The sequence below is a fragment of the Testudinibacter sp. P27/CKL/0425 genome (assembly GCF_052931395.1).
Genome location: NZ_CM128801.1, coordinates 2,288,233 through 2,312,114, shown reverse-complemented (window position 1 = coordinate 2,312,114; position 23,882 = coordinate 2,288,233). Strand labels below are relative to the sequence as shown.

25 protein-coding genes are annotated in these 23,882 nt (G+C 48.1%); 18 read left to right on the top strand and 7 right to left on the bottom strand.

Annotated features, from left to right (window positions below):
- Window positions 1-5: 5 nt before the first annotated feature.
- From ACUHGC_RS11400 to ACUHGC_RS11375, 6 genes are read right to left on the bottom strand one after another with little or no spacing between them, the layout of a single operon-like run.
- Window positions 6-383, bottom strand: coding sequence for a hypothetical protein (locus tag ACUHGC_RS11400; RefSeq protein WP_446833407.1), 378 nt, complete (start codon window positions 381-383; stop codon window positions 6-8).
- On the bottom strand, window positions 376-912 hold the full coding sequence (locus ACUHGC_RS11395) for a hypothetical protein (protein ID WP_446833406.1): 537 nt from the start codon (window positions 910-912) through the stop codon (window positions 376-378). The genes ACUHGC_RS11400 and ACUHGC_RS11395 overlap by 8 nt, the downstream gene beginning before the upstream one ends.
- 2 nt (window positions 913-914) lie before the next feature.
- Window positions 915-1,451, bottom strand: coding sequence for a hypothetical protein (locus ACUHGC_RS11390; protein ID WP_446833405.1), 537 nt, complete (start codon window positions 1,449-1,451; stop codon window positions 915-917).
- Entirely contained in the window at window positions 1,441-1,566 is a 126-nt protein-coding gene (locus tag ACUHGC_RS11385) for a hypothetical protein (RefSeq protein ID WP_446833404.1), read from the bottom strand. Before ACUHGC_RS11385 ends, ACUHGC_RS11390 begins: the two co-directional genes overlap by 11 nt.
- Window positions 1,563-2,081 (bottom strand): hypothetical protein, encoded by a 519-nt coding sequence (locus ACUHGC_RS11380; RefSeq protein WP_446833403.1) that lies wholly within the window; start codon window positions 2,079-2,081, stop codon window positions 1,563-1,565. The genes ACUHGC_RS11385 and ACUHGC_RS11380 overlap by 4 nt, the downstream gene beginning before the upstream one ends.
- Window positions 2,035-2,295, bottom strand: coding sequence for a hypothetical protein (locus tag ACUHGC_RS11375; RefSeq protein WP_446833402.1), 261 nt, complete (start codon window positions 2,293-2,295; stop codon window positions 2,035-2,037). The genes ACUHGC_RS11380 and ACUHGC_RS11375 overlap by 47 nt, the downstream gene beginning before the upstream one ends.
- Window positions 2,296-2,405: 110 nt before the next feature.
- On the opposite strand from ACUHGC_RS11375, the gene ACUHGC_RS11370 reads away from it, so the two are divergent.
- A complete protein-coding gene (locus ACUHGC_RS11370; RefSeq protein WP_446833401.1) occupies window positions 2,406-4,973 on the top strand; it encodes a penicillin-binding protein 1A in 2,568 nt (855 codons plus the stop codon).
- A 74-nt stretch (window positions 4,974-5,047) separates the two neighbouring features.
- On the opposite strand, the gene rho is transcribed toward ACUHGC_RS11370, so the two are convergent.
- Window positions 5,048-6,310, bottom strand: a complete 1,263-nt coding sequence (gene rho, locus ACUHGC_RS11365; protein ID WP_446833400.1) for a transcription termination factor Rho — start codon at window positions 6,308-6,310, stop codon at window positions 5,048-5,050.
- Between the two features lie 328 nt (window positions 6,311-6,638).
- On the opposite strand from rho, the gene rhlB reads away from it, so the two are divergent.
- The 17 genes from rhlB (at window position 6,639) to ACUHGC_RS11280 (ending at window position 23,881) form a co-directional block, all read left to right on the top strand.
- Entirely contained in the window at window positions 6,639-7,913 is a 1,275-nt protein-coding gene (gene rhlB / locus ACUHGC_RS11360; protein WP_446833399.1) for an ATP-dependent RNA helicase RhlB, read from the top strand.
- Between the two features lie 135 nt (window positions 7,914-8,048).
- Window positions 8,049-8,363 carry a ribosome silencing factor gene (gene rsfS, locus ACUHGC_RS11355; RefSeq protein WP_446833398.1) on the top strand — a complete coding sequence of 105 codons (315 nt, stop codon included), beginning with the start codon at window positions 8,049-8,051 and terminating at the stop codon, window positions 8,361-8,363.
- 1 nt (window position 8,364) lies between these two features.
- On the top strand, window positions 8,365-8,835 hold the full coding sequence (gene rlmH, locus ACUHGC_RS11350; protein ID WP_446833397.1) for a 23S rRNA (pseudouridine(1915)-N(3))-methyltransferase RlmH: 471 nt from the start codon (window positions 8,365-8,367) through the stop codon (window positions 8,833-8,835).
- A gap of 50 nt (window positions 8,836-8,885) precedes the next feature.
- Window positions 8,886-10,793: a penicillin-binding protein 2 gene (gene mrdA / locus ACUHGC_RS11345; RefSeq protein ID WP_446833396.1), complete on the top strand. Its 1,908-nt coding sequence runs from the start codon at window positions 8,886-8,888 to the stop codon at window positions 10,791-10,793.
- Window positions 10,790-11,905 (top strand): rod shape-determining protein RodA, encoded by a 1,116-nt coding sequence (gene rodA, locus ACUHGC_RS11340; protein ID WP_446833395.1) that lies wholly within the window; start codon window positions 10,790-10,792, stop codon window positions 11,903-11,905. The genes mrdA and rodA overlap by 4 nt, the downstream gene beginning before the upstream one ends.
- Before the next feature lie 29 nt (window positions 11,906-11,934).
- Window positions 11,935-12,882 carry a septal ring lytic transglycosylase RlpA family protein gene (locus ACUHGC_RS11335; RefSeq protein WP_446833394.1) on the top strand — a complete coding sequence of 316 codons (948 nt, stop codon included), beginning with the start codon at window positions 11,935-11,937 and terminating at the stop codon, window positions 12,880-12,882.
- A gap of 19 nt (window positions 12,883-12,901) precedes the next feature.
- Window positions 12,902-14,086, top strand: a complete 1,185-nt coding sequence (locus tag ACUHGC_RS11330) for a serine hydrolase (RefSeq protein ID WP_446833393.1) — start codon at window positions 12,902-12,904, stop codon at window positions 14,084-14,086.
- Between the two features lie 100 nt (window positions 14,087-14,186).
- Window positions 14,187-14,453, top strand: a complete 267-nt coding sequence (ybeD, locus tag ACUHGC_RS11325) for a DUF493 family protein YbeD (RefSeq protein WP_446833392.1) — start codon at window positions 14,187-14,189, stop codon at window positions 14,451-14,453.
- A 60-nt stretch (window positions 14,454-14,513) separates the two neighbouring features.
- Entirely contained in the window at window positions 14,514-15,236 is a 723-nt protein-coding gene (lipB, locus tag ACUHGC_RS11320; protein WP_446833391.1) for a lipoyl(octanoyl) transferase LipB, read from the top strand.
- A complete protein-coding gene (gene lipA, locus ACUHGC_RS11315; RefSeq protein WP_446833390.1) occupies window positions 15,229-16,191 on the top strand; it encodes a lipoyl synthase in 963 nt (320 codons plus the stop codon). The genes lipB and lipA overlap by 8 nt, the downstream gene beginning before the upstream one ends.
- Window positions 16,192-16,402: 211 nt before the next feature.
- Complete coding sequence (locus ACUHGC_RS11310; protein WP_446834810.1) at window positions 16,403-17,290, top strand: IS256 family transposase, variant Zn-binding type; 888 nt, start codon at window positions 16,403-16,405, stop codon at window positions 17,288-17,290.
- A gap of 285 nt (window positions 17,291-17,575) precedes the next feature.
- Entirely contained in the window at window positions 17,576-19,027 is a 1,452-nt protein-coding gene (gene nrfA / locus ACUHGC_RS11305; RefSeq protein ID WP_446833389.1) for an ammonia-forming nitrite reductase cytochrome c552 subunit, read from the top strand.
- An 83-nt stretch (window positions 19,028-19,110) separates the two neighbouring features.
- Window positions 19,111-19,728, top strand: coding sequence for a cytochrome c nitrite reductase pentaheme subunit (gene nrfB, locus ACUHGC_RS11300; protein ID WP_446833388.1), 618 nt, complete (start codon window positions 19,111-19,113; stop codon window positions 19,726-19,728).
- A 53-nt stretch (window positions 19,729-19,781) separates the two neighbouring features.
- Window positions 19,782-20,402, top strand: coding sequence for a cytochrome c nitrite reductase Fe-S protein (gene nrfC, locus ACUHGC_RS11295; protein WP_446834900.1), 621 nt, complete (start codon window positions 19,782-19,784; stop codon window positions 20,400-20,402).
- On the top strand, window positions 20,399-21,358 hold the full coding sequence (nrfD, locus tag ACUHGC_RS11290) for a cytochrome c nitrite reductase subunit NrfD (protein ID WP_446833387.1): 960 nt from the start codon (window positions 20,399-20,401) through the stop codon (window positions 21,356-21,358). The genes nrfC and nrfD overlap by 4 nt, the downstream gene beginning before the upstream one ends.
- A gap of 61 nt (window positions 21,359-21,419) precedes the next feature.
- Window positions 21,420-23,342 carry a heme lyase CcmF/NrfE family subunit gene (locus ACUHGC_RS11285; RefSeq protein ID WP_446833386.1) on the top strand — a complete coding sequence of 641 codons (1,923 nt, stop codon included), beginning with the start codon at window positions 21,420-21,422 and terminating at the stop codon, window positions 23,340-23,342.
- Window positions 23,336-23,881, top strand: a complete 546-nt coding sequence (locus ACUHGC_RS11280) for a DsbE family thiol:disulfide interchange protein (protein ID WP_446833385.1) — start codon at window positions 23,336-23,338, stop codon at window positions 23,879-23,881. The genes ACUHGC_RS11285 and ACUHGC_RS11280 overlap by 7 nt, the downstream gene beginning before the upstream one ends.
- The last annotated feature ends 1 nt before the right edge of the window (window position 23,882 follow it).

Below are 23,882 nucleotides of genomic sequence, written 5' to 3'. Positions count from 1 at the left end.
TTCCTTTATAGATGAATGGTTTTTTGTTGCGACGGTTGTTGGCAATGTTGCAACCGCACTCTTTGCGCTTCGATTTGTACAATTTGCCATTGTTCTTGCGCGATCAGTTGGTCTAAACGGCTGTCGATCACCACCGCACTTGGGGTTAGCCACAGCGCAACGGCGTGATCCGCATATTGGATCAAACCGATCAACTTGAGTTGTTCCAGCGGCAGATGATCAAGCAGCCAATCTTCAGTTGAATTGCAATTGGAGGCGGACGGTAGTTCGGCGGTGAATTGCGGCGCGAAAGGATCATGAAATGCCGAGGCGGTGAGATTATCGTTTGCGTGTGTCGATAAACACACAAAACAACAAAGTGCGGTTAGAAAAAATTTAATCATCGGAATTGTGCTCCTTAAGCAGTAATAACGTGAGTTTGGCGCGGGTGTGCGGCTGGTTGTCAGGGTGTTGCAATTCGAGCCTGATCAGCTTGAGTTCGGCAAATTGCGTCGGCAGCTGCTGCAACAGGCGGCTGATAGCATAAAATCGCCCTTCTAATTCCAATTGCAGCAGCGGCATAGCGGAAAATTGCCATGCTTGTTGGTTGATTTTCAGCGAATTTTGTGCCGCCACCGCCTGTTGTATTTGCTGATTCAGCGCCGGAATTTGCGCCGCCAGTTGCGGATCCAACGGGCTGTTCTCAAGTGCGGTTTTTTGTTGCAGCACAGCAATCACCTGCTGCTTTTGCTGTTGTTGCTGCGTTAATAGCTGATTGTCTTGTTGTACGCTTTCCAACTGCTGGTTTAAATCGACAATTTCCAGCAACGGATAGGCGCAGACGAGCGTGACAAAGATTACCGCACACAGCAGTTGCAAACGCCGTGGGGCGGCGATTGCCCGCGCAATCGGGGAATAAGGCGTGATGTTCATATTCAGTGCCCTTTAGGTTCGGGCTGAGTCAGCCGAAACGCAAATTCCAGCCGTTCGGCGTTCAAATCGAATTGCTCCAGTTCGAAGCGACTGTCTGGCGGCAATTGCTGTTCAAGATGATTTTTGAGCCGTTCGAATTCCGGCGCGGAGCGCGTATAGCCGTGCAGACTCAGCAGCCGCTGTTCAGGCTCGGCGCTCAACTCAGCAGCGGTCAAACGTCCGTGATTCAGCGGCAGTCGCCCTAATAGCGTTGTCAGCCAGTCTAACGCGGCAGCGCTGATGACGTGCGGTTGCTTGTCGTTGGCGGTTGTTTGCAGTTGTAATTGCTGCAGCTGCTGTTGCAGCGTTTGATTGCCTTGGCGCAGGGCGGTATGTTGCTGCTGTTGCCGGCTCAATGTGTGTTGCAACTGTTGCTGATAGCGGTGCAATGCGCCGAGAAGCGCCGCCGTAACTAACAGCAGAACACTGAGCAAGCCGAGGAATTGGAATAATTGGCGGCGCAGCAGCAAAGGGCGCCAGTCTAACAGGTTAATTGACATCAAAAAATTCTCCGGTTTGCCAGCTTTCGCTTTTCCATAACGCGCAGCCGAGGGCGATAAAATACGGGTATTGTTCGGCGGCAATCTCGATCAGTTCGACGTGCGCGGGGATCATCGCACTTGCCGCTTGTTGTTCCGCCGGTTCGGCATATATTCGCAGCGTTTGATCAGTTTTTCCGGTGCGTGTTGGAAAAACAGTTGCAAAAGTGCGGTCAGCGACAGCTTTTTTTCATAACGTTGAATCAGCCGATCCTGATATTGTTGCAGCAACACGCTCTGTGCCGGATCTTTTTGCGGATTGTGATACAGAAACAACGTGCTTTGATCGGCGGGCGCGTCGCAGCTGTAGCGAAAGGCGCGCAGCAGTGCGTGGGCGTAAAAATCCAGCGCGTTTAATTTCAACGGCTGAAAGCGTTCGCAATGCTGGCGGACATTTTTTCGTTTCACCGCAAAAATCTGCACATAATCAATCCGCTGTGAAGGGCCGGTGATCGGCAGCGGGCGCGAGATGAAATCGAATTGGATTTGCGATTCATCGGTCGGCAGCTGCTGTTTCAAAATCATCCGCACTTGTCGGTAGCGCTCATGCGCCGCAACGCGCGGCAGCAGCAGGTGTTTTTGCCACAACAAGTGCGGTTCTAAACAGGAAATATAAAAAAATCGCTGTTTTTTTACCTATTTTTTCCGCAAATTGTTGTCTTAATACCACAGGCAGTTGCTCAAGGTGTTCTAAGTGGTAAAAGTGCGGTTGGCGTTGTTTGTCAAGAAATGCCAACTCGAACCCTTGCGGATTGGGAAATACGCCGACGCGAAGTTTGGGGGTTGGAAAAATAGTGCTGTCCATCTGTAAAAAGATCCTCAATGTTTGCCATATAACGTGTAAAATAGTATTGTTGCGGCTGACAGTGTGACGCAAATGTGTTTGATGATGGATTTTTTAGAGAGAAGTTTTCGGTGAAGATCGTAAAATTAATATTTAGTAGTTTATTAACCTTGACAATTCTGGGCTGTGTGGTAGTCGCAGTTGCCTATTTTCACATCAAATCCCAATTGCCGGATGTGAACGCGCTACGGACGGTTGAACTACAGCAGCCGATGCAGATCTATACCGCAGACGGCAAGCTGATTGGCGAGGTTGGCGAGCAGCGACGCATTCCGGTGGCGCTGGCGCAAATTCCGGAAAAACTGAAGCAAGCGGTGCTGGCGACCGAAGACAGCCGTTTTTATACCCATTACGGTTTGGATCCGATCGGGATTGCACGCGCCTTGAAAGTGGCGATCAGCGACGGCGGCGCGTCACAAGGGGCGAGTACCATCACTCAGCAGTTGGCGCGAAACTTTTTCCTGACGCCGGAAAAAACGCTAATGCGCAAAGTGCGCGAGGCGATTCTGGCGATTGAAATTGAAAAGAGCCTGAATAAAGACGAAATTCTGGAATTGTATCTGAATAAAATTTATCTCGGCTACCGCTCTTACGGGGTGGCGGCTGCGGCGAAAACCTACTTTGGCAAAGATTTAAATCAATTAACTTTAGGCGAAATGGCAATGATTGCCGGCTTGCCGAAAGCGCCTTCGACCATGAATCCGCTGTATTCGTTGCAGCGTGCCACCGAACGCCGCAATGTGGTGTTGAGCCGAATGTTAGCGGAGAATTACATCAGCGAGTCCGAGTTTCGACAAGCGCGTGACGAGCCGCTCATTGCCAGTTACCACGGTAGTCAGCTTGAATTTCATGCGGAATATGTCACCGAAATGGTACGCCAGGAAATGGTGAAACTGTATGGCGAAGAAAATGCCTACACTAAGGGCTATAAAGTCTATACCACCGTTGATTCTTTTGATCAGCGCAATGCCCAAATCGCGGTGCGTAATAACCTGATTAATTATGATATGCGCCACGGCTATCGCGGCGGTGCGCCGTTGTGGAAAGCGGGCGAACAGGTTTGGGACAACGAACGGATTGTGGCTTTTCTGAAAAAAATGCCGAATTCCGAGCCGTTAGTGCCGGCGGCGGTGATCGCCATTGATAAGAGCGGTGTCAGCCTGTTGCTGGCGTCGGGCGAACCGATGTTATTGCCATATTCAGCGATGAAATGGGCGAACGCCACTGCCGCCAGTCCGAAAGTGAAAATCGGAGAGCAGATTTGGATTCGTCAAAACAGCAAGCAGGAGTGGCAATTGGGACAGTTGCCGCGTGCGAATTCCGCGCTGGTGTCGTTAAACAGCGACAACGGCGCGATTGAAGCGATCGTCGGTGGCTTCAGCTTCGGGCAGAGTAAATTTAACCGCGCCACGCAATCTATGGTGCAGGTCGGTTCGTCAATTAAACCGTTTATTTATGCCGCGGCAATGGATAAAGGGTTAAGCCTAGCGACGATTTTAAACGACAGCCCGATTACGATCCGTATTCCGGGGCAAAAACCGTGGTCGCCGAAAAACTCGCCGAACCGATATGACGGGCAATTGCGTTTGCGTCAAGGCTTGGCACAGTCGAAAAACGTGATGATGGTGCGTGCGGTGCAAATGGTCGGAATCGACTATGTCGCCGACTTTTTACCGCGTTTCGGTTTTAAGCGTGATCAATATTTAGCAACCGAAGCACTGGCACTCGGCGCCGCGTCTTTCACCCCGCTGGAAATGGCGCGCGGCTATGCGGTGTTTGATAACGGCGGGTTTTTGATTGATCCGTTTATTATTGAAAAAATTCTGGATAATGAAGGCAAGGAAATCTATCTTGCCAACCCCAAAGTGGCGTGTTTCAGCTGTAATGATATTCCGGTGATTTATGGCGAGCAACAACGGTTAGAATTGTTGCAGCAGGACGAAAGTCAGGCAGAAAATGAGATTGTGAGCAGTGAAGAGATTGGGGAAGGTGATCCTGATCAGCAGCCGGAAACCGTGCCGGATATTCCGGAGTTGCAAATTGCCAACAGCCAGCTGCAAGACGGGCCGCAACTTTTAGCACAAGCACGTGCGCAAAGCCAAGAGCCGCAAATGGCACCTCGGGTGATCAGCGGCGAGTTGGCATTTTTAATGCGCAGTGCGTTGCAATCCGGGATTTACGGTGAGCAGGGCAGCGGTTGGAAAGGCACCGGCTGGCGCATGGCAAACGAGATTAAGCGGAAGGATGTCGGTGGCAAAACCGGAACCACCAATAATTCCAAAGTGGCTTGGTATACCGGCTTCGGCGCCAATTTTGCCACGGCGGTGTATGTGGGCTTTGATGATAACAAATATGACTTAGGCCGCGGCGAAGCGGGCGCAGCCACCGCAATGCCCGCATGGCAGGAATATATGAAAAAGGCGTTAGAGAACAAACCGGAACGCGCCGATCCGTTGCCGCCGAATATTATCGAAAAACGCATCGACAAATCGAGCGGCTTGCTGGCAGGTGGCGGCGGTAGAATGGAATACTTCATTAAAGGCACCGAACCGACTCGCCGTTATATTCGCGAACAGGGCTATCAAATCATGGTTAACCCGAGCGACGGCAGCGGCCCGAGAACCGAAGAGTTGTTTTAATCGAGTAAGTGCGGTTTGCAAGACATAAAAATACCCACGTTGCTGCGTGGGTATTTTGTTATTTGGGGTGAGGCTTATGAACGCTTCATAATCTCGAAAAACTCTTCGTTGGTTTTTGCCATTGAAAGTTTGTCGATAAGGAATTCCATTGCTTCGATCTCGCCCATCGGGTGAACGATTTTGCGTAGGATCCACATTTTTTGCAGTTCGTCCGGCGTAGTAAGCAGTTCTTCTTTGCGCGTGCCTGAACGGTTGAAGTCGATTGCCGGGAACACACGTTTTTCCGCAATTTTGCGTGATAAATGCAGTTCCATATTACCGGTTCCTTTAAATTCTTCGTAGATCACTTCGTCCATTTTAGAGCCGGTGTCAACAAGTGCGGTTGCAATAATGGTTAAGCTACCGCCTTCCTCTACGTTACGCGCCGCACCAAAGAAGCGTTTCGGACGGTGCAGGGCGTTGGCATCGACACCACCGGACAATACTTTGCCGGAAGCCGGGGTTACGGTGTTGTAAGCGCGCGCTAAACGGGTGATGGAGTCGAGCAAAATCACCACGTCTTTTTTGTGTTCAACCAAACGCTTGGCTTTTTCGATCACCATTTCGGCGACCTGAACGTGGCGTGCCGCCGGTTCGTCAAAGGTGGAGGCAACCACTTCGCCTTTCACTAAGCGTTGCATTTCGGTTACTTCTTCCGGGCGTTCGTCGATCAGCAATACCATCAACACGCATTCCGGGTAGTTGTAGGTGATGCTTTGCGCGATATTTTGCAATAACATGGTTTTACCGGCTTTCGGCGGTGCAACGATTAGACCACGCTGTCCTTTCCCGATTGGCGAAGCCAAATCCAGCACGCGCGCAGTCAAATCTTCGGTTGAACCGTTGCCGCGTTCCATCCGCATCCGTGAATTGGCGTGGAGTGGCGTTAAGTTTTCAAACAGGATTTTATTGCGGGAAATTTCAGGACGATCGGCGTTGACTTCTTTGATTTTTAACAGGGCAAAATAGCGTTCGCCCTCTTTCGGCGGTCGGATTTTACCTTCGATCATGTCGCCGGTGCGCAGGTTAAAACGGCGAATTTGGCTCGGTGAAACATAAATATCGTCAGGGCCAGCCAAATAGGAGCTGTCGGCGGAACGCAAAAAGCCGAAACCGTCTTGTAAAATTTCCAACACGCCTTCGCCGAAGATGTCTTCACCGCTCTTAGAATGTTGTTTTAAAATAGAAAAAATGATGTCTTGTTTGCGTAAACGGGCTAAATTTTCTAACCCCATTTGTTCTTCCCCAATGCGCACAAGCTCGGAGATCGGGGTATTTTTAAGTTCTGTTAGATTCATAATAAAAAGAAATATATTGGATGATTAAGATTAGATTAATGAAATAGTGAATTTGTCACTGGAAAGTATGATACAGATTTTTTGAGTGGCGATAAAATTACCACTAAAAGCGCGAGCTGTCTAGTTGGAATTTGTTTTTATGCTTGAGAAAGCGCAAAAGTGCGGTCTAAATCGCTAAATCGGGGGCGAATTTCGGCAGAAAACGTATTTATGCAAGCGTAGCAGGTGAGTTCGTGTTATCCTTAAATAATTTTGAATCATTTGAAACCGTTAAATCCCGAATTTGCCCTGCGCAAGGGCGGATATCACCAAGAGATAAATAGAAAATATGCAGAAAAATCAACATTTAAGCCAAGTTCGTTTTAGCGATTTTGTGTTGAACCCACAAGTCTTAAGCGCATTAAACGATAGCGGTTTTGAATACTGCACCCCGATTCAGGCATTAACGCTGCCGTTAACCCTTGCCGGACGCGATGTCGCCGGGCAGGCGCAGACCGGCACCGGCAAAACCATGGCGTTTTTGATTGCGACCTTTCATCAGTTGTTAAGTCAACAAGGCGGTGGCGTAAATTGCCAATCCAATCAACCGCGTGCGTTAATTTTAGCGCCGACCCGCGAGTTGGCGGTACAAATTGATAATGACGCCGCCAAACTGGCGAGCCGCACCGGATTGAAAACCGCACTTGCTTATGGCGGCGACGGTTACGACAAACAATTGAAAGCGATTGAAAATGGCGTGGACGTTCTGATCGGCACCACCGGACGGGTGATCGATTATGTCAAACAAGGGATTATCAATCTGGATAAAATTCAAGTGGTGGTGCTGGACGAAGCGGATCGAATGTTCGATCTCGGCTTTATTCGCGATATTCGCTATCTGATGCGCAAATGCCCGCCGGTGCAGCAGCGTTTGACCCTGTTATTCTCGGCGACACTCTCTTTCCGGGTGCGTGAACTGGCGTTTGAAGATATGAATAATGCCGAATATGTGGAAGTGGAACCGTTGCAAAAAACCGGACACCGGATCACCGAAGAGCTGTTTTATCCGTCTAATCAAGACAAAATGCGGTTGCTGCAAACCTTGTTGGAAGAAGAGTGGCCGGAGCGCTGCATTATTTTTGCCAACACCAAACAACAATGTGAGGAAATTTGGGGGCATTTGGCGGCGGACGGACACCGAGTCGGGCTGTTGACCGGCGATGTGGCGCAGAAAAAACGCTTGGCGCTATTAGAGAAATTTACCCAAGGCGAATTGGATATTCTGGTGGCGACCGATGTTGCCGCGCGGGGTTTACACATTCCGGCGGTGACTCATGTGTTTAACTATGATTTGCCGGACGATTGTGAAGATTACGTCCACCGCATCGGGCGCACCGGACGGGCAGGTGAAAGCGGGAAATCACTCAGTTTTGCCTGTGAGGCTTATGCCATGAATCTACCGGCGATTGAGGAGTATATCGATCATACGATTCCGGTCAGCCAGTATGATGCCGAGGCGTTATTGCAGGATTTGCCGAAGCCGTTTCGTTTGCGCCGCAGTAGCAGCGCGGGCGGCAATCGCAGCAATCAAAAGCGCCAAAACAGTCGCAAACCACGACGTTAATCCGTTAAGTTTTTCTTAAGTATTGTTGTGTAACCTCAGCCGCATACCGCACTTGGTGTTTTTATCAATTGTGCTAGAATATGCGGCTTTTACTTTTTTAACCTTTAATTTTAAGCTGATTTTACGAGGAAACTTTTGCAAAATTCATTAGTCAAAGCTGTCATTGAAGTGCTCGATGATTTGAAAGCCACCGATATTTCCATTTTTGATGTGCGCGGCAACAACGGCATCACCGACAATATGGTGATCTGCACCGGCACCTCCAGCCGTCATGTCGGTTCAATCGCACAAAATCTGGCTGAGAGCTGCAAACAGCAGGGAATTGAATCTTTCGGCTCGGAAGGGATTGAAACCGCCGATTGGGTGGTGGTCGATTTCGGGCAAGTGATTGTGCACGTTATGCAGCAGGAAAGCCGCGAGCTGTACCAGTTGGAAAAACTCTGGGGCTAGTATGAAGATCCAGCTTATTGCGGTCGGCACAAAAATGCCGGCATGGGTGACCAGCGGATTTGAGGAGTATCAACGCCGTTTTCCGAAAGATATGCCGTTTGAATTGATCGAAATCGCGGCGGGAAAACGCGGCAAAAATGCCGACATTAAACGGATTTTGGAAAAAGAGGGCGAGCAAATGCTGGCGGCTTGTGCCAAAAACAGTTTGATCGTGACGCTGGATATTCCGGGCAAACCGTGGACCACACCGCAATTAGCCGAACAGTTGGAAAGCTGGAAACATGACGGGCGGGATGTCAGCCTGTTAATCGGCGGACCTGAGGGGTTATCTCCACAGTGTAAACAAGCGGCTGAGCGCAGTTGGTCGTTATCGCCGTTGACGTTGCCGCATCCGCTGGTGCGGATTGTGGTGGCGGAAAGTTTGTATCGCGCTTGGAGTTTGACCACTAATCACCCGTATCACCGCGAGTAAGTTAAACCACAAACGTGAACGCAATATTTAGACATAATAGATTAGCAATCATGGCAAAAGAGATTATTCGAGACAACAAAGCGGAGCAGAACCTGTTTTTACGGCGGGTGCTGGTGGCGTTTGTCGGCGTTTTGTTACTGCTGTCGATTTTGCTGATGAATAACTATAACCTGCAAGTGCGGGATTATGATAACTATCAAACCCGTTCAAACGGTAATCGGATTAAATTGTTGCCGGTGGCGCCGACGCGCGGGTTGATTTATGACCGCAATAATAAAGTGCTGGCAGAGAATTTGACTTTTTTCGGCTTGTATATCGTGCCGGAGAAAACTGAAAATTTGCAGCAAACCTATGATCAATTGCGCCAAATTGTCGGCTTGACCGATGACGATATTGAAGCTTTCACCAAAGAGCGGCGCAGAAATTCGCGTTATACGCCGATTTTATTAAAAGCCGATTTAACCGAGGAGCAGATCGCTCGCTTTTCGGTAGATCAGCACCGTTTTCCAAGTTTGGAAGTTCGCCCGTATTTTAAACGGCATTATCCGTATGGTGAGGATCTTACCCATATTTTGGGCTATGTAGCGAAGATCAACGATAAAGACGTTGAGCGGTTGCGAGAAGAAGAGAAACTGGCAAACTATGCCGGCACAAACGATATCGGTAAATTGGGGATAGAGCGCTATTACGAACAACAGTTACACGGTGAAGTGGGTTTTGAGGAAGTGGAAGTCAATAACCGAGGCAAGGTGATCCGCACTTTGCGTCAGCAACCGGCAGTATCGGGTAAAAGTATTAAGCTGACGATTGATTTGGAATTGCAGCGTTATATCCGCCAGTTACTGGACGGACGGCGCGGCGCAGTGGTGGTGATGGATCCGCGTGACAGCAGCATTTTGGCGATGGTTTCCAGCCCGAGTTATGATAATAATTTATTTGTCGGCGGTATTTCATCGACCGATTATAATGCGCTGTTGAACAATCCGGATCGTCCGTTATATAGCCGAACGACACAAGGAGCGTTTCCACCTGCATCAACAGTTAAGCCGTTTATTGCGGTTGCCGCTTTGCAAGACGGGATCATCACCCCCAATACGACAATGTTTGATCCGGGCTATTGGGTATTACCCGGTACGGAACGGCGTTACCGTGACTGGCTGAGAAGCGGGCACGGACGGGTGAATCTAAACAAAGCGATCATGGAATCTGCCGATACCTATTTTTATCAGTTGATCTATGACATGGGGATTAACCGTTTTTCCGAATGGATGAAACGTTTTGGCTTCGGGATGCCGACAGGAATTGATATTCGTGAGGAAACCAGCGGCGTGATGCCGACCCGCGAATGGAAACAGCAGCGCTATAAAAAGCCGTGGGTCATCGGCGATACGATTCCGGTAGGAATCGGGCAGGGCTATTGGACGGCAACACCGTTACAGGTTACCAAAGCGTTAGCTGTGTTGATTAATAACGGGCGGGTGGATACACCGCACTTTATGCAGCAGATCATCGGTAATGAAATTGAACCGTATCGTGATCCTAAATTATATGAGGACATCAGCGGTGTGCCTCAGGCGCATTGGAATGCGGCGAAAGCGGGCATGTACAGTGTGTTATACGGTAGTAGCGGCACCGCCAAAAAAGCGTTTACCAATATGTCATATCTGGCGGCGGGTAAATCGGGCACGGCGCAGGTATTCGGACTAAAAGAAAACCAAAAATATGATGCTTCGAACTTGGCGTCACATTTGCATGATCATGCGTGGTTTATTGCCTATGCACCATATAATGAACCGAAAATTGCGCTGTCGGTATTTTTGGAAAATGCTGGCGGCGGTTCAAGCCAAGCCGCGCCAATTGCACGCTCGATTATGGATTATTATTTATTAAGCATGGGACAACTGAAGCCAAGTGCGGTTGTGGATAGTGAAAATCAAACGGACGAGGATGCCCGATGAGTGAAGAAAAGCATTTTTTCAGCAGCCTGTGGCAGCGTTTTCATTTGGATTTTTTATTGTTGCTCGGATTATTAATGATTTCCGCATACGGATTACTCGTGCTGTACAGTGCTTCCGGTGGCAGCGAAGAGATGTTTAGAAGCCGTATCGTGCAAGTTTCGCTTGGATTCGGCGTCATGTTAGTGATGGCGCAGTTTCCGTTGCGGTTTTACGAAAAAATCGCACCTTATTTATATATCGCAGGCGTGCTGTTGCTGGTGTTGGTGGATTTAATCGGCACGACCAGCAAAGGCGCGCAGCGTTGGCTGGATTTAGGGCTGTTCCGTTTTCAGCCGTCGGAGATTGTTAAATTGTCGGTGCCGTTAATGGTTGCCAGCTATTTAGGTCGGCAAAAACTGCCGCCAACGTTAATGAGCACTTTGATTGCGTTAGGATTAATCTTTGTGCCGACCATTTTGGTGGCAATTCAGCCGGATTTGGGAACCTCGATTTTAGTTAGCGCCTCCGGCATATTTGTTGTATTCTTAGCCGGAATGAGTTGGCGCTTGATTGTAGTCGCAGTTGTCGGCTTGGCAGGATTTATTCCGGTGATGTGGTATTTTTTAATGCACGATTACCAGCGAACGCGGGTGATGACCTTGTTAGATCCGGAGTCCGATCCGCTTGGGGCGGGCTACCATATTATCCAATCGAAAATTGCGATTGGTTCGGGCGGCATTTTTGGCAAGGGCTGGATGCAAGGCACCCAGTCACAATTGGAATTTTTACCGGAACCGCATACCGATTTTATCTTTTCGGTTCTGAGTGAGGAACATGGAATGGTCGGCGTTTTAGTCTTGCTGGCGATTTATATGTTTATTATTATTCGGGGATTGATTATCGCCGCCAAAGCGGAAACGGCGGCCGGTCGGATTTTGAGCGGCGCAATCACCCTAATCTTTTTTGTGTATATTTTTGTAAATATTGGGATGGTGAGCGGAATTTTGCCGGTGGTCGGCGTTCCGCTGCCGTTAGTGAGTTATGGCGGCACATCGTTTGTGACGCTGATGGCGGGCTTCGGGCTGATTATGTCGGTCTATAGCCATAAACGCACTCTCACACATTTTAGATAAATATTTACGTTAAAATAGGAAATTTTTTTATGACTTTTTTAAGAACGACGGTTTACGGATGCTTAATGCTGATGGCTTTCACCATCGGCAGCGCCCAAGCGGCAGGTTCGACCCAAACTCGATTTGGTGTCAGCGGACCGAAGGCGTTATCTTCCACCACCGCAGCGGCAAAAAGCCAAACATATAGCGTGAAAGGGAAAACCTATCAAACCCTTAACCGTGAGAATGCGAAAGAGTATTCAATGACCGGGACGGCGAGTTTTTACGCCAGTAAATTTCACGGTCGCAAAACCTCAAACGGGGAAATTTATAATGAAAATCTGATGACCGCCGCGCATAAGCGCCTGCCGATTCCGTCTTATGTATTGGTGACCAATATCAAAAACGGGCGTCAGGTGGTGGTTCGGATTAACGATCGCGGGCCGTTTGTCGGTGATCGCAAAATTGACTTGTCGAAAGCGGCGGCTAAAGAGCTGGGAATGTTAGGCAGAGGTACGGCTCAAGTGAAAATGGAAGTGGTGCACGTTGATAAAAACGGCAAAGTCAGCGGACCGGGCGGCGCTAAGTTGACCCAATTAGCAAAAAATAAAAATTTACCGCTGCCGAAAGACGGTGAAAAATCAACGCTACAAACCGCTTCGGCTAAACCGGCTAAAAAAGCGCAACCGAATATCAGCGTTCAAAAAAGCTCGGATGTAGTTACCGCCAGCAGCGGACATAAACCGCTCTTGAAAGCAGAACCAGAGAGTCTGGCTTATGAATTGCAAAGTGTTAATTTAGACAGCGATGCGAAAGCCAAAGCGTTGATCGCCCAATTATCAATGAAAAATGTAAACAGTGAAATCATTAAGGAAGGACGAAATTTCAAGGTGAAATTCGGGCCGATCGATTCACGCGAAAAAGTGAACCAATTGAAAACCGAACTGGTGCAAAACGGTCAACACGACAACATTTTATACTCTTATCAAGCTCAATAATTAAAGGATTTTGTTTGCTATGTTTTATGGACGTAAACTGAAAACAACGTTGTTAGCAACGTCACTGCTGGCGGCAACGTCGGCTTTTGCCGCCGGTGAAGCGATTGATTTTAATATCGCCGCGCCGCAATTAAATGCGCAAACCTATATTTTGCTGGATTACAACACCGGTACGGTTTTGGCGGCAAAAGATCCGGATCAGCGCCAAGCCCCGGCGAGCCTGACTAAAATTATGACCAGCTATGTGGTGGGTGATGCGATCAGACAAGGCAAAATCCGTAACGAAGATATGGTGACTGTCAGCGAAAATGCGTGGGGTAAAAACTTCCCGGGTTCATCGAAAATGTTCCTAAATGTGAACCAACAGGTGAGCGTTAGCGATTTAAACCACGGGATTATCATCGCATCGGGCAATGATGCTTGTGTGGCGATAGCCGAACATATTGCCGGTACCGAAAAGAATTTTATTGATATTATGAATCAATATGTACAAAAATTCGGGCTGAAAAACACTCATTTTGCCACCGTACACGGTCTGGATGCGGAAAATCAGTATTCCTCCGCCAGAGATATGGCAACCATGGCATCACACATGATCCGCGATTTACCGGAAGAATATGCGATCCACTCCGAAAAAGAGTTTACCTTTAATAAGATCAAACAACAAAACCGTAACGGCTTATTGTGGGATAAAACCTTAAAAGTGGACGGCATGAAAACCGGACACACCGATCAGGCAGGCTATAATTTAGTGGCGTCGGCAGTTGACGGCGACACCCGCTTTATCACCGTGGTGATGGGCGTGCCGACCATTAAAGGGCGCGAAGTGGAAACCAAAAAACTGCTACAGTGGGGCTTCAACAACTTTGAAACCTTGAAGCCATTAAATGCCGGCAGCGTGGTGTCAGAACAAAGCGTGTATTATGGTTCTGAAAACAAAGTGAAGCTGGGCACAATTGATAACGGTTATATTACGATTCCGAAAGGCAAACAGGCGGAACTGAAGGCGCGCTATGAACTGAGTCAAAAATATCTGGAAGCGCCGTTAAATAGAGGAGACGTGGCCGGGCATATCGTCTACCAACTGGACGGCAAAGATGTGGCAACGGTCAACCTGCAAGTATTAGAACCGGTTGAAGAAGCCGGATTCTTCGGCAAAATTATCGACTGGATTATTTTAACCGTGAAAAGTTTATTCAGCTGAACGCGCTGAAGTCTTGAATGCGGGCGGCGAAGCCCCATCTACCATGACAACCAAATCCCTGCCTGGCAGGGATTTTTTAACAAACAATGAGAGCAAAACAATGCAAAAAACCAAATTAGATGAGCTGTTAGAATTTCCGTGCGACTTTCCGTATAAAGTTATGGGCTTGGCGCAAGCCGATTTGCAAGATAAAGTACTAGAAGTGGTACAAAAACACATTCCGGGTGACTACGCACCGACGATTAAGCCTAGTAGCAAAGGCAACTATCATTCGGTCTCGATCACCGTCAGAGCGGATAATATCGAACAGATTGAAACCTTATATAAAGAATTGGCGGAAATTGATATTGTCAGAATGGTGCTGTAACTGAGAAATTCAGCCAAGTGCGGTTGAAAACCGTTGAAAATGTTAACAAGAGGATAAATGATGCAGCTTGCCAAACAACTGAGAATCCGCCAACTGGGGCTGCAGCCCTACCAAAACGTGTGGCAGCAGATGCAGCAGTTTACGGATCAGCGCGGTGACAATACGGTCGATGAAATTTGGCTGGTGCAGCATCCGGCAGTGTTTACCCAAGGGCAAGCGGGCAAGGCGGAACATTTATTGCAGCAGTCAATGATTCCGGTGGTGCAATCGGATCGGGGCGGGCAAATTACTTACCATGCGCCGGGGCAGCTGGTGATGTATGTATTGCTGGATATTAAGCGTAAAAAGAGCCAAAATAACAGTGAATTCAGCGTGCGGCATTTGGTGTCGGCACTGGAGGAGTGTGTGATCAAAACCCTTGCCGACTATCAGATCAACGCATACGCCAAAGCCGACGCGCCGGGGGTGTATGTGGACGGACGCAAAATCTGTTCGCTCGGGCTGCGCATTCGGCGCGGCTGCTCGTTTCATGGGCTGGCATTGAATATCAATATGGATTTAACTCCGTTTCAATATATTAACCCTTGCGGTTATGCGGGTTTGGAAATGTGCCAGTTAAGCGAATTAATCGGTGATCGGGCTTTACTTTGCGAGCAGGTTGCTCCACAATTACTGCAACATTTTATTAACTTAATGGATTACCAGCAAATCCATTACTCGAACGACGCGTTCGACAGCCAAACATCAATCGAGAACAACCAAATCGAGAAAAACAATGGGTAAACCTTTTAAAATGGAGCGTGGCGTAAAATATCGCGATGCTGCCAAAACCTCAATTATTCCGGTCAAAAATATCAATCCTGATCAAGAACTGTTGCCGAAACCGGCATGGATGAAAATCAAATTGCCTGCTAGCAGTGCTAAAATTGAAGGCATTAAAAGCGCGATGCGCAAGCACGGGCTGCATTCGGTGTGTGAAGAAGCATCTTGTCCGAACCTGGCGGAATGTTTTAACCACGGCACCGCAACCTTTATGATTTTGGGCGCTATTTGTACCCGTCGTTGCCCATTTTGCGATGTGGCGCACGGCAAGCCGCTGCCGCCGGATCAAGACGAACCGAAAAAACTGGCGTTGACCATTCGCGATATGAAATTGCGCTATGTGGTGATCACCTCGGTTGACCGCGATGATCTGCGTGACGGTGGGGCGGCACATTTCGCCGAGTGTGTGAAAGAGATCCGCGCCTTGAATCCGGAAATTAAAATTGAAATTTTAGTGCCGGATTTCCGTGGCAAAATTGATGTGGCGTTAGAGATCTTGTCGAAAAACCCGCCGGATGTGTTTAACCATAATTTAGAAAATATTCCGCGTTTATACAAAGAGATCCGCCCGGGCGCTGACTATCAATGGTCATTGCGTTTGCTGCGTGACTTTAAAGCGTTATTCCCTGAAATTCCAACCAAATCCGGCTTAATGGTCGGTTTGGGCGAAACCAACGAGGAAATTTTAGAGGTGATGCAGGATTTGCGTGATAACGGCGTCACCATGTTGACCTTGGGGCAATATCTGCAGCCAAGCCGCCACCATTTACCGGTTGATCGTTATGTTTCACCGACCGAATTTGATGATATGAAGCAAAAAGCCGTCGCGATGGGCTTTGAGCACGCGGCTTGCGGGCCGTTTGTCCGCTCGTCTTACCACGCCGATCTACAAGCGCAGGGAATGGAAGTGAAATAGTTCTTACTTATTGATCGCGTTAGTAATAATTAACCGCACTTGGTGTTAAAAACAGCCTTAAGTGCGGTTTTTTTATGCATTTACAGTACTCATTTAGAGGCATAGTAGACAAAAATGTGGCTGAAATCTCGCTTAATCCCTTATAGAATAAGGCGTTAAGTGAGATTTTTTAAAATGACCAAAAAATTGCTATTTCTGTGGTTCAGAACACATTAAAAAACACGGTAAAAATTCAGGCAAGCAACGCTATAAATGCTTGGATTGTTTACGGACATATTCTCACACAAATTACCTTCAATCCGCCCAAATCTGGCACGATTACACCGTCGGAAAACAGACGTATAAGCAGCTTGCGTTAACCTATGATTGTTCGGTCAGGACTATCCAAAGGCACCTGAAAAAAGCCCCTAAAACGCCACTCAGCACACCGCAAACCACAATGTTGAATCTTATTATGGATGTCACTTTTTTCGGGCCACAATTCGGCGTATTAGTCATAATGGATTCCCGCTCAAAAAAGGTGATTTACCACCAAATCGTTCGTACCGAAAAGGACATTTACTATACCAAAGCCATCAATCGATTGCGTAAAAAAGGATTTATTATTCAATCTATTACTTGCGATGGGCGACGGGGCTTATTGAAAGATATATTTAATACGCCAACCCAAATGTGCCAATTTCACCTTGTTGCAATGGTGATTCGCAAGCTGACGAGAAACCCTAAATCCGTTGCCGGAAAGGAACTGAAAACAATGGTTAAAACACTCAAGCAGAGTCACAAAAATGACTTTTATGTCCGTTTGCATCACTGGTTTTTGCAGCATAAAGCTTACTTAGAAGAACGGTCTGATATACCCGATAATCAGGGTAAATTTCCTTATAAACATCGCAAATTGAGAGGGGCTTATGCCAGTATTAAACGCTATATGGATTACTTGTTTGTCTTTGAAAAATACCCGGAGTTACGGATAGAAAAAACGACAAATCGGCTGGAAGGGCTGTTTAAGGATTTAAAGCAGAAATTATCCGTTCATAATGGACTAAACCGAAGGAATAAGATTATGTTTATACAGGATTTTTTGAATAAAAAGAGCTAGAAAAACTAGCGCTTTAAGAGGAGTAGCCACAAAAATGTCTAATAGAAGCTTAGATCTCAAAATCAGCCACATTTTTGGCTACTATGCCCATTTAGAGGTATTTTAATCGAGAAATTTGATCAAGAACAAATATCTTGAATATAACTATGCAAAAAATAAGGGTATTTGCTAATTTACTCTCGAAGAACTTTAGTCTGTGACAGCCATGTTATCAGTCGAACCGATTGATTAGCATGGCATTTAAAATCCAATTCTTGTGGGAAAGTCTCTACGGAGGAAATTATCGTGAATATCGTAAAACAAAAACTGACTTCGCTCTTGGGCGTGGCTGCATTAATCGGCGGCAGCTGGTTTGCTGCGCAAGATGCGATGGCTGAAGAACAAAAAACAGAAGCGAATCCGAACGTGGTTATTCAATCCGCTAATCACAAATTCGCGGAAAAATACCCATTGCAATTTAACACTTGGACTCAAACCTCAGAGTCTGATGAAATTGTGTCCGCTATCGGCGAAGATCCGCGCATGATCGTGCTGTGGGGCGGTTATTTATTTTCTCACGATTACAACAAACCGCGCGGTCACTTCTATGCGATTAAAGATGTGCGGGAAATTCTGCGCACCGGTGCACCGACAGGTCCGAATGACGGTCCTCAGCCAATGGCGTGTTGGACTTGTAAAGGTCCGGATGTTCCGCGTTTGATCGCTGAATGGGGCGAAGACGGTTATTTTAGCGGCAAATGGTCAAAAGGCGGTGCGGAAGTGGTGAACAGTATCGGCTGTGCCGACTGTCACGATACTACTTCAGCCGATTTCGCCGAAGGTAAACCGGCATTGCGGATTGCGCGCCCGCACGTTTTACGCGCTTTGGATAAAATCGGGGAGCCGTTTGCTAATCTAGATAAAACCGATCAACGCGCAGCGGTGTGTGCAAACTGCCACGTTGAATACTATTTTGCCGGCGAGACGAAAGCGGTAACCTTCCCTTGGGATAAAGGCACCACCGTTGATCAAATCGAAGCCTACTATGACGAAATCGGTTTCCACGACTGGATTCATTCACTGTCTAAAGCACCGATGTTGAAAGCACAACACCCTGACTTTGAAATCTGGTCGGCTGGGATGCACGGCAAAAACGGCGTAACTTGTATCGATTGTCATATGCCGAAAACCCAAACCGCAGACGGCAAAGTGTTTACCGATCACAAAATCGGCAATCCGTTCGACGCGTTTGAAAACACCTGTGCTAACTGCCATGATCAAAGCAAAGAGAAATTGCAAGGTATCGTCGCTTCACGCAAACACGAAGTGAAAGATGTGATGATTCGCTTGGAAGATCAACTGGTGAAAGCCCACTTTGAAGCGAAAGCCGCTTGGGATGCCGGCGCGAACGAAGATGAAATGAAAGCCGCATTACAAGATATCCGTCATGCACAATGGCGTTGGGATTACGCGGCAGCCAGCCACGGCGGCTATATGCACGCGCCGGATGTGATGCTACGCGTATTGGGAACCGGGTTGGATAAAGCCGGTGACGCACGCGTGAAATTGGCGCGGGTCTTGAGTGCTCATAATGTGAATCAACCGATTGTGATTCCGGATATCTCGACTCAAGCGAAAGCACAGGCAGTCATGGGCATTGACTTTGAAAAAGAGAAAAGAGCAAAAGACGAATTCTTGAAAACCCTTGTACCTCAATGGGATAAAGAAGCTAAAGAAAAAGGTTTAATTAGCGAGTAATGGAAATAATACCGCACTTTGCGGCGCGAGCGGCAAAAGTGCGGTAATAACCATAATAACCATTCAGATTTGAGGAAAGAATTATGAGGGCGACTATTCTCTTAAGAGCTGTCAAAATGATAGCGGTTTTAGGCGCGGGTTTGCTGGCGACGACGATTGCATCGGCAGCGGCGAACGCGCAAGCCGGTGGTGCAAGCAGCGAGCTGACTTATCAACCGCAATTGGAAAATCAACGTGATCCGAATAAATATTGTGCGCAGTGTCATAAATTTAATGACGAACAATTTCATGGGATCCATTTAAGCAAAACCAATCCGTCAACCGACAAACCGATTAATTGCGTCAGTTGTCACGGCAATATTTCGGAAGATCACCGTCGCGGCGTGAAAGACGTGATGCGGTTCCACGGTGATATTTTTGACGGCAAAACACCGATGTACAGTGTACAAGAGCAGAACCAAGTCTGTTTCTCTTGTCACCAACCGGAAAAACTGCGTGAAAGCCTGTGGGCACATGATGTACACGCGATGAAATTGCCGTGCGCCAGTTGCCATACACTACACCCGAAAACCGATCCGATGCAAGGTATTCCGCATAAAGATCAGGTGAAACTGTGTGTCGATTGCCATGGCAAACAGCAGGAACTATTGCAAGAAAAAAACACTCAACAATCTGTCATTCAGAATAAGGATCAAAAATGAGTTGCTCGCGCCGAAACTTTGTTTCCGGCATGGGGGCTGGGGCTCTTATCCTGATGACCGGAAAACCCGCTCAAAGTCTGGCACAGACTTTGACGATTAATGATGTGCGTTATGGGATGTTGCACGACGAAAAACTCTGTATCGGCTGTACCGCCTGTATGGATGCTTGTCGTGAAGTGAATAACGTGCCTGAAGGGGTATCGCGTCTGGAAATCATTCGGGGAGAACCGCAAGGGGAATTTCCTGACGTAAAATATGAGTTTTACCGTCATTCTTGTCAACATTGCAGCAATGCACCTTGTGTGCACGTTTGCCCGACCGGCGCCTCGTTTATTGATGCGTCCACCGGCATTGTCGATGTCAAAGCGGATCTATGTATAGGTTGTCAATATTGCATTGCGGTGTGCCCGTATCGGGTGCGTTTCATTCACCCTGAAACCAAAGCCGCCGACAAATGTAATTTCTGCCGTGATACCAATCTGGCTCAAGGCAAATTGCCGGCTTGTGTTGAAGCCTGTCCGACCAAGGCACTGACCTTCGGCAATTTAGACGATCCGAACAGTGAAATTTCGCGTCAAATTCAGGAAAAACAGGTTTATCAAACTAAAGTCGAATTGGGAACCAAGCCGAATTTGTACCATGTGCCGGCTAAAGCAGGGGAGATCAGACGATGAACAGTCCATTCCACTTCCCGTCATTAGTATGGGATGAAATCATTGCGATTTATCTTTTCCTGCTCGGGATCTCCGCCGGTGCGACACTGTTGGCAGTGTTGCTGAAACGTAGCCAAATTTTGGCAGGCAGCGACGCCAGCCGTAACACCATTATTCGCAGTGCGGCGATTATCGCTCCGCTGAGCTTGATTGTCGGCTTGACGATTTTGATTTTCCACTTAACCAAACCGTGGACATTCTGGATGTTGATGTTTAACTATCAACCGCACTCTGTGATGTCGATGGGGGTTATGCTGTTCCAGGTGTATATGTTGTTCCTGTTCCTATGGCTGGCAATCGTGTTTAAACATTTGCTTGCCGATTGGATCGAACGTTATATTCCGGCATTGGGTTTTGTGAATAAAATCATTAATGCGGCTGAAAAATGGGTCAACCCGATTGAAGTGGTTTTGATGTTGCTGTCGATCCTGCTTGGCGCTTATACCGGCTTCTTGCTGTCAGCGCTGATCAGCTATCCGATGCTGAATAATCCAGTGTTGCCGATTCTGTTCTTGGCGTCCGGAACATCATCCGGCATCGCGGCATTGTTGCTGGCAGCAGTGTGCCGTGGAGAATCCACCCATTCGCCTTCAGTCAGCTTTCTGCATAAATTTGAAACGCCGGTGGTGTTGATCGAAATCTTCCTGCTGTTTGCGTTTTTTGTCGGCTTGTATTTCGGCGGCGGACAAAAAACCGTTGCGATGATGACGGCAATCGGCGGCGGTTTCTGGGCGTGGGTATTCTGGATTGGCGTAGTGCTTATCGGGCTTGTGTTGCCGCTATTGCTGAATGCCGTGAGCGGTGAAGAGCTGAAACACCGCAAAGGCTTTATCCTGTTTACCGCACTTTGCACCCTGTTCGGCGTGTTCTGCCTGCGCTTCTTTATTCTCTACACCGGACAAATGACGCTGGCGTAATAAGTTGTTAGAATAGCGGGATTATGATTGTTAATCCCGCTTTTTTATTGAGTGAAACAAAATGCCTCCAGAAATCGGCTATTTAGCGCTAATTTGCAGTCTGCTTACCGCACTTTTGTTGTTGCTGATCCCATTTTTGCCTGCGCGAAATCGTCTGCCGTTAAATAGTACATTCTTGTCGGTGCTGCTATTTTTATTTTCCCTGTCAGCAATCACTATTCTGGCTTACTCTTTTGTGCAAGACGACTTCTCGGTGCTGTATGTCGCCGCCCATTCAAATACGGAACTCTCGCCGCTGTTCAAAGTGGCGGCAACTTGGGGCGGACACGAAGGCTCAATGCTGTTTTGGCTGGTGACGTTATCACTCTGGACGATGCTGTTTGCCTGTTTCAACCGCACTCAAATGCCGCAATTTAACGCACGGGTGTTGGCGGTACTGGCGCTAATTTATACCGCACTTTGCCTCTATACTTTGCTTTTATCCGATCCGTTTGAACGCCTATTTCCGACGCCGTTTCAGGGACGCGATCTCAATCCGATGTTGCAAGATATTGCGCTGGTGTTTCACCCGCCGTTGTTGTATTTGGGCTACGTCGGTTTTTCAGTGAATTTTGCGCTTTCAATCGTTACACTGTGGAGCAAAAGTGACAACCGCCAATTTGCCGCCGACAGCCGCAGTTGGGCGCTGCTGAGTTGGGGCTGGCTGAGCTGCGGCATTCTGTTAGGTGCGTGGTGGGCGTATTATGAGCTCGGCTGGGGCGGCTGGTGGTTCTGGGATCCGGTGGAAAATGCCTCGCTGATTCCGTGGTTGCTGGGGCTGGGCTTAATCCACAGTCTTATCGCCACCGAACGCAAAGGGTTGTATCCGTATTGGAGCTTGCTGTTGTCGTTGTTGGTATTTTCCGCTTCGCTACTCGGCACGTTTGTAGTACGTTCCGGCGTGATCACCTCAGTCCATGCTTTTTCTATCGATCCGTCGCGCGGCTATGCGTTGCTGGCGATGTTTTTCTTTTTCAGTGGCTTGGGATTATTGCTGTTCGCATTGAATGCCAAAATCGGTGATGCCCAATTTGGCTGGCACTGGACAACGCGCCGATTATCAACCGAAAGCGGCGTATTATTGCTGAATATTATCACCGCGATTGCCACATTTAGCGTGTTACTCGGTACGTTTTATCCACTGCTGTTCAGCACCTTCGGCTTCGGCTCGATTTCAGTCGGTGCGCCGTATTTCAATACGATTTTTACCCCGCTCGTGCTGCTGAGTTTGCTGGTGATGTTACTGTGGTTGAACGGGCGCGGCGTATCGCGTAGCGGAATGTTGCTCGGTGCAATTGCCGCAGTGATTGGCAGTGTGGCTATTATCGTTTGGAATCTGCAGCTGGATCCGCTGAAACAGTGGCAATGGCTACCGTTTGCTTTCGTATCGGCGGCGTTTGCGCTGTTGATGAGTTTGCTGTATTACGCCTATAAGGCTTTCCATCAACAGCGGTTGGTAACCGCACTTCCGATGTTATTGGGGCACGGCGGCTTAGCGCTGGTGGTGATTGCGGCAATGATGAGCGGTTACTATTCCTCCGATTTAGGCGTGAAGCTGGCGCAAGGCGAACAAGCCGAACTGCACGGCTATCAGTTCAATTTTGATGGCATTGAATATCGCCTTGCGGCTAATTACACCACTGAAACTGCACATTTGACCGTTCAGCACTCGGCACAACCGTTCATTTTACAGCCGGAAAAACGCTTTTATGATATTCGCAGCAGCATGATGAGCGAAGTGGCGATCAAACCGGGCTTATTGGGCGATCTGTATGTGGTGCTGGGCGACAAATCCCCTGAACAGCGTTATTCATTTGGCTTTCACTATAAACCGTTGATTCAGTGGCTGTGGTTTGGCGGGCTGTTAATGGCGCTCGCTGTGTTTTTTGCGATCGTATTGCGCGCTCGCCGCGGCAAAAGTGCGGTTAAGGAGTTGGAATGTTAAAACAACGACTGCGCCTATTCCTGCCGTTAATCGGTTTACTGGCTTTAGGGCTGATGTTATTGCTGGGATTACAACGTGATCCGTCGCAACTGGCATTGGCGCAGCAAGGCAAAGCCTTTCCCGAATTTGAATTGCCCGATTTGTTGCAGCCGACCCAGCGGATCGACAACCGCACTTTGCCTGCCGAACCGTTTTTATTGAACGTTTGGGGCAGTTGGTGTCCGAGCTGTATTACGGAATTTCCGTTTTTAATCGAATTAAAACAGCAGGGTTATGCGATTTACGGTTTGAATTATCGCGATAATCCGCAAGCGGCAAGGCAAATGCTGGTCAGCAAAGGCAATCCGTTTGCGCGGGTGCTGAACGATCATGACGGCAAGCTGGCACTGGCGCTCGGCGTATATGGCGCGCCTGAAACCTATCTGATTGACGGCGACGGCATTATCCGCTTCCGCTATGCGGGAGAATTGGATGCGCAAATTTGGCAGCAACAATTTGTTCCGCTGCTGCAACAACTTAACGCGGGCGGAGGGAAATAAA

What these genes read in the sequence shown, in the direction of transcription:
- ACUHGC_RS11400 (WP_446833407.1), bottom strand. Translation starts at nt 383, where the DNA reads ATGATTAAATTTTTTCTAACCGCACTTTGTTGTTTTGTGTGTTTATCG.
- ACUHGC_RS11395 (WP_446833406.1), bottom strand. Translation starts at nt 912, where the DNA reads ATGAACATCACGCCTTATTCCCCGATTGCGCGGGCAATCGCCGCCCCA.
- ACUHGC_RS11390 (WP_446833405.1), bottom strand. Translation starts at nt 1,451, where the DNA reads ATGTCAATTAACCTGTTAGACTGGCGCCCTTTGCTGCTGCGCCGCCAA.
- ACUHGC_RS11385 (WP_446833404.1), bottom strand. Translation starts at nt 1,566, where the DNA reads ATGATCCCCGCGCACGTCGAACTGATCGAGATTGCCGCCGAACAATAC.
- ACUHGC_RS11375 (WP_446833402.1), bottom strand. Translation starts at nt 2,295, where the DNA reads ATGGACAGCACTATTTTTCCAACCCCCAAACTTCGCGTCGGCGTATTT.
- rho (WP_446833400.1), bottom strand. Translation starts at nt 6,310, where the DNA reads ATGAATCTAACAGAACTTAAAAATACCCCGATCTCCGAGCTTGTGCGC.
- rhlB (WP_446833399.1), top strand. Translation starts at nt 6,639, where the DNA reads ATGCAGAAAAATCAACATTTAAGCCAAGTTCGTTTTAGCGATTTTGTG.
- rlmH (WP_446833397.1), top strand. Translation starts at nt 8,365, where the DNA reads ATGAAGATCCAGCTTATTGCGGTCGGCACAAAAATGCCGGCATGGGTG.
- mrdA (WP_446833396.1), top strand. Translation starts at nt 8,886, where the DNA reads ATGGCAAAAGAGATTATTCGAGACAACAAAGCGGAGCAGAACCTGTTT.
- rodA (WP_446833395.1), top strand. Translation starts at nt 10,790, where the DNA reads ATGAGTGAAGAAAAGCATTTTTTCAGCAGCCTGTGGCAGCGTTTTCAT.
- ACUHGC_RS11335 (WP_446833394.1), top strand. Translation starts at nt 11,935, where the DNA reads ATGACTTTTTTAAGAACGACGGTTTACGGATGCTTAATGCTGATGGCT.
- ACUHGC_RS11330 (WP_446833393.1), top strand. Translation starts at nt 12,902, where the DNA reads ATGTTTTATGGACGTAAACTGAAAACAACGTTGTTAGCAACGTCACTG.
- ybeD (WP_446833392.1), top strand. Translation starts at nt 14,187, where the DNA reads ATGCAAAAAACCAAATTAGATGAGCTGTTAGAATTTCCGTGCGACTTT.
- lipB (WP_446833391.1), top strand. Translation starts at nt 14,514, where the DNA reads ATGCAGCTTGCCAAACAACTGAGAATCCGCCAACTGGGGCTGCAGCCC.
- lipA (WP_446833390.1), top strand. Translation starts at nt 15,229, where the DNA reads ATGGGTAAACCTTTTAAAATGGAGCGTGGCGTAAAATATCGCGATGCT.
- nrfB (WP_446833388.1), top strand. Translation starts at nt 19,111, where the DNA reads ATGAGGGCGACTATTCTCTTAAGAGCTGTCAAAATGATAGCGGTTTTA.
- nrfC (WP_446834900.1), top strand. Translation starts at nt 19,782, where the DNA reads ATGACCGGAAAACCCGCTCAAAGTCTGGCACAGACTTTGACGATTAAT.
- nrfD (WP_446833387.1), top strand. Translation starts at nt 20,399, where the DNA reads ATGAACAGTCCATTCCACTTCCCGTCATTAGTATGGGATGAAATCATT.
- ACUHGC_RS11285 (WP_446833386.1), top strand. Translation starts at nt 21,420, where the DNA reads ATGCCTCCAGAAATCGGCTATTTAGCGCTAATTTGCAGTCTGCTTACC.
- ACUHGC_RS11280 (WP_446833385.1), top strand. Translation starts at nt 23,336, where the DNA reads ATGTTAAAACAACGACTGCGCCTATTCCTGCCGTTAATCGGTTTACTG.